Source organism: Mesorhizobium sp. M4A.F.Ca.ET.022.05.2.1, from assembly GCF_003998845.1.
In the GTDB taxonomy this organism is placed as follows: Bacteria; Pseudomonadota; Alphaproteobacteria; order Rhizobiales; family Rhizobiaceae; genus Mesorhizobium.
The window spans coordinates 1-4,451 of sequence record NZ_RZOJ01000472.1; the positions used below are offsets into that span (position 1 = coordinate 1).

A 4,451-nucleotide genomic window follows, 5' to 3' on the forward strand; every position below is an offset into this window, starting at 1 on the left:
GTCCAGTGCAGGGTGCAGGCATGGCCGTCGAGCAGGCCGGCGCGGGCGAGGAAGAACGCTGCATCCGCCACCGCGCCGATGTGCGCGCCGCCGCGCAGGCTCTTGCGGATCCAGCTCACCGCCTCATCGGCGACGAGATGGTCGGCATCGCCGCCCGAACAGACGACGATGCGGTCGACCTTCGGCGCGTCGGAGGCGGAAAAGCCGGGCTGGATGACGACGCCGTTCGAAGCCTCGACCGTGCCCTCATCGGCGCCGACGATCACCCAGCGGTAGCATTCGCGCTTGGCAAGCACATTGGCCGCGCGCAGCGGTTCGATCAGCGACGAGAACGCCATCATCGGAAAGCCAGGGAAGACCAGCACGGCGAAGGCGAGGGGGGCTTCGCCCGCCGCCGGCTGCGCGCGGTCGCGTTTGCGGTTGGCGGAATTGGAAGTCACGATGCTCTTTCCTGAGGCGGTTGGAACTGTAGCGGGTGGCCCGGCCGGCTGGCAACGGGGACGCCGGTCAACCAGCCGTTCACCAAGCAAGATAGGCAAACCTTAAGCGGAAATTGCGAGACTTGACGCAAGGTCAAGGTGATGAAACGCCGGAGGCTTTCCGATGGAACTGAACTACGACTTCGAATTCCAATCGATTTTTCCGAAGGCCGTCTGGCTCGTTCCCGAGTGCAAGCGTTTGCTGGACGAGGTTGGTATCGCCCATAACGTCCAGGGAAACCATGTCCCGGCCTTTGTCGATCCCGCGACCATCGTCGCCCTTCGGCGCGAGCCCGACAAGATCAGGACGATGATGCTGGGGGCCGGCTGGAGCCTGCTGCCCTATGAAGGCGAAGCCTCGCCGGAAAAGGCGCAGTTCCTGATCCCGCAATTGCTGGAGATCCATGCCAAGGCTGAAAGCCGCGCCTATGATGCCCACGCCGCCAAATATGCGGTCTTTGATCTCTTCGGCTTCACCAAGAAGCTGACCATGGGCGAGATCATCGGCGCCGACGGCAGCCCGACCTGTTCGGAACTGACCCGGCAGCGAATGCAGGGCGCGCGGCCGGCATCCGGCTTCGAGATCTACAAGGCGCTGATGGCGATGGCGGGCGACGAGAGAAATCATCCCGCCGCCGAGCCCGCCGCGCCGCCGCCGCCAGTCAAGCCGGCCGCACCGACGTCCGGCCCGTTTGCCCGCGTCGCCCGCGTGTTTGGACGCCGGCAAAACTGACACGTGTCCGAAATCGCGGCGGAATTCATGATAGTCTCGCCGCTCGCTTGGTGGCAGAGAGAGCCGAGCGGGCACTTCTGCGCCCTGGCAACGGAGGCATGGCGATGTTTGCGGCAAAGACCATCGAGAGCACGGACAAGGCGGCCTTCTACAATGAACTCGCCGCGCAGCTGAAGGCGCTGCTCGACGGCGAGCGCGACCCGATCGCCAACGCCGCCAACACCTCGGCGCTGATCTACCAGATGGTGCCCGACCTCAACTGGGCCGGCTTCTACTTCCTGCAATCGGACGAAGAGCTAGTGCTCGGCCCCTTCCAGGGCAAGCCGGCCTGCGTACGCATCGCCGTGGGCAAGGGCGTGTGCGGCACGGCGGTTGATTTGGGCATGTCGATGCTGGTCAAGGACGTCCACGATTTTGCCGGCCACATCGCCTGCGACGCGGATTCGCGCTCGGAACTGGTGGTGCTGCTCAGGGACAATGACGGCGTCTTCGGCGTGCTTGACCTCGACAGCCCGCTGCCCGGCCGCTTCGACAAGGACGACCAGGCCGGCATCGAGAAGCTGGCCGCGATCTTTGTCGCGGCAAGCTCCTTCGAGGATTAGGGCATTGATATTTAGATGAGGCCGGCCTGACCTGAATCTCAACATGCCCACTAGGCGAACTTCACCAGCGTCAGACTAAACGCCGCGATGAACAGGAAGGCCGAGAAGGCCAGGACGAGTGGGCGCAGGCCGCGCGAGCGGAGCTGCGAGATGTCGGCCTGGAGGCCCATGGCGGCGAGCCCCATGGTCAGCATGATCTGGGTGGCCAAAGCGATCGCCGAATGCACTGCGGCCGGCATGGCGACCAGGCTGTTCAGCCCCACCACCGCGACGAAGGCCACGACGAACCACGGCATCGGCGGCTTCGCGGCCGAGCTGTCGGCGTTGCCGCGGCGTGCCATCAGGCCGAGCGTGATCACCATCGGCGCCAGCATGGCGACGCGCGTCAGCTTGGCGACGGTCGCCGTCTCGCCGGCCTGGGCGCCGTCCTGGAAGCCGGCGCCGATAACTTGCGCCACCTCATGGATTGACGCGCCGGCCCACAAGCCGAAAGCGTGCTGGTCGAGGCCGAGCACCGGCGCCAGCAGCGGGAAGCCGAGCATGGCGACGGTGCCGAACAGCGTGATCCCGGCAACCGCGTAGGTGACGTCCTCGTCGCGCGCCTCGGTGACGATGTTGGTGGCGACGATCGCCGAGGCGCCGCAGATCGAGGTGCCGGCGGCGATCAGTTGCGCCAGCTTGCGGTCGACGCCGATCAGCCGGCCGAGCGTGATTGTGAAGACGAAGGTGGCGCCGAGTGTGGCCGCAATGATGCCGACGCCGCCAATGCCGATCGCCGCGACCTGGCCGAGCGTCAGCTGGAAGCCGAGCAGCACGATGGCGAAGCGCAGCAGCCGGCGCTGCGCAAAGGCGATGCCGGCCTTGGCATGGGCGGGCGTGCCGAGCACGTTGGAATAGATCATGCCGGCCACCACGGCGAGGATCATCGGGCTGAGCAGGGCAAAGCCGGAGACATTGCGCGCCGAATAGGCGACGCTGGTGATCATCGCCGCCAGCACAAGCCCCGGGACGACGCCGGACGAGATCGAAGTCAGGGCAGAGCTACTGCCGGTGGAGGTCAGGCCGTTTGGAAGATTGTTCGCGGTGGCGGGCAGGACGGGCAAAGGGGTTCTCCAGGTGCCCTCGTCGTGGGAATGCCATTCCGAAACCAATCTTTCCAACGAATTGTTTGAGTTATAATGATCGAGTTTTCCGAACGATTGAGCACGGTCCTGTCTTAATAGACGTCGTTTTCCCGAAACCGCCGCATTGTCTTGGGCGGTATCGATGGCGAATTCCACACGCTGGCTCAATCACCGCCGCTTGCGTTTGACAGGGCGGCTGCCGCATCGTTATTTCTGGCCGTATACGACGATCACTCGCCACAAGCGAAGCCCGCTGGCCCACAGGGAGCGAAAAGCATGTCTCACAATCTGCAGTTCTACATCGACGGCGCCTGGGTCGATCCGGTGGTGCCCAATAATCTCGATGTCATCGATCCGTCCACCGAGGACGCCTTCGCGCAGATTTCGCTCGGCACCAAGGCCGATGTCGACAAGGCGGTAGCCGCCGCCAGGCGCGCCTTCAACAGCTTCGGCTTCACCTCGGTTGAGGAGCGCCTCGATATCCTCAACCGCGTCATCGAGGTCTACAAGAAGCGCAGCAAGGACCTGGCGCTGGCAATCTCGCGCGAGATGGGCGCGCCGCGCCAGATGGCGCTGGACAGCCAGGTTGGCGTCGGCCAAGCGCATCTGGAGAAGATGGCCGAGGTGCTGAAGAGTTTTCAGTTCCGCCACGTGAAAGGCTCCTCGCTCATCGTCAAGGAGCCGATCGGCGTCGTCGGCCTGATCACGCCATGGAACTGGCCGCTCAACCAGATGACCTGCAAGGTCGGCCCGGCGCTCGCCGCCGGCTGCACCATGGTGCTGAAGCCGTCGGAGATCGCGCCGCTCGACGCCATCATCTTCGCCGAGATCATCGACGAGGCCGGCGTGCCGAAGGGCGTCTTCAATCTCGTCAACGGCGATGGCCCGACCGTCGGCCAGGCGCTGGCCAGCCACCCGGATGTCGACATGATGTCCTTCACCGGCTCGACCCGGGCCGGCATCCTGGTCGCCAAGGCCGCCGCCGACACGGTCAAGCGCGTGCACCAGGAGCTTGGCGGCAAGTCGGCCAACATCCTGTTCCCCGATGTCGACCTCGAAAGGGCCGTCACCAAGGGAGTCGCCGGCTGCTTCGGCAACAGCGGCCAGTCCTGCAACGCGCCGACCCGCATGTTCGTGCCGCGCGACCGTCACGACGAGGCGGCCGCCTATGCTAAGACGGCGGCCGAGAAATTCACCGTCGGCCCGGCCGACGCGCCGGGCTCGAAGCTCGGCCCGGTGGTGAGCCAGCTCCAGTTCGACAAGATCCAAGCTTTGATCCAGAGCGGCATCGACGAGGGCGCCACGCTTGTCGCCGGCGGCCCCGGCCGCCCGGCCGAGCTCAACCGCGGCTACTTTGTCCGCCCGACCGTCTTCGCCGACGTCACGCACGACATGCGCATCGCCACCGAAGAGATCTTTGGGCCGGTGCTGGCGATCATGCCCTACGACACGGTCGAGCAGGCGGTCGAGCAGGCCAACGACACCGTCTTCGGCCTTGCCTCCTACATCCAGG

General features: G+C 65.3%; 5 protein-coding genes. 3 read left to right on the top strand and 2 right to left on the bottom strand.

The features are described 5' to 3' along the window. Positions 1-341: AraC family transcriptional regulator (locus EN745_RS30765; protein WP_145992235.1), on the bottom strand; the 341-nt coding region annotated here is incomplete at its 3' end. A 262-nt stretch (positions 342-603) separates the two neighbouring features. Between EN745_RS30765 and EN745_RS30770 the strand changes: the two genes are divergently transcribed. Together EN745_RS30770 and EN745_RS30775 are read left to right on the top strand one after the other, a co-directional pair. Beyond that, positions 604-1,212 carry a hypothetical protein gene (locus EN745_RS30770; protein ID WP_126055014.1) on the top strand — a complete coding sequence of 203 codons (609 nt, stop codon included), beginning with the start codon at positions 604-606 and terminating at the stop codon, positions 1,210-1,212. Positions 1,213-1,316: 104 nt separating this feature from the next. Beyond that, the gene (locus EN745_RS30775; protein WP_127422987.1) at positions 1,317-1,814 is read left to right on the top strand and encodes a GAF domain-containing protein; all 498 of its coding nucleotides are present in this window, start codon (positions 1,317-1,319) and stop codon (positions 1,812-1,814) included. Positions 1,815-1,864: 50 nt separating this feature from the next. Here EN745_RS30775 and EN745_RS30780 read toward each other — a convergent pair whose 3' ends face one another. Next, entirely contained in the window at positions 1,865-2,875 is a 1,011-nt protein-coding gene (locus EN745_RS30780) for a YeiH family protein (RefSeq protein WP_245487880.1), read from the bottom strand. Between the two features lie 339 nt (positions 2,876-3,214). Here EN745_RS30780 and EN745_RS30785 point away from each other — a divergent pair. Continuing rightward, on the top strand, positions 3,215-4,451 hold a 1,237-nt coding region (locus EN745_RS30785), incomplete at its 3' end, for an aldehyde dehydrogenase family protein (RefSeq protein WP_145992234.1).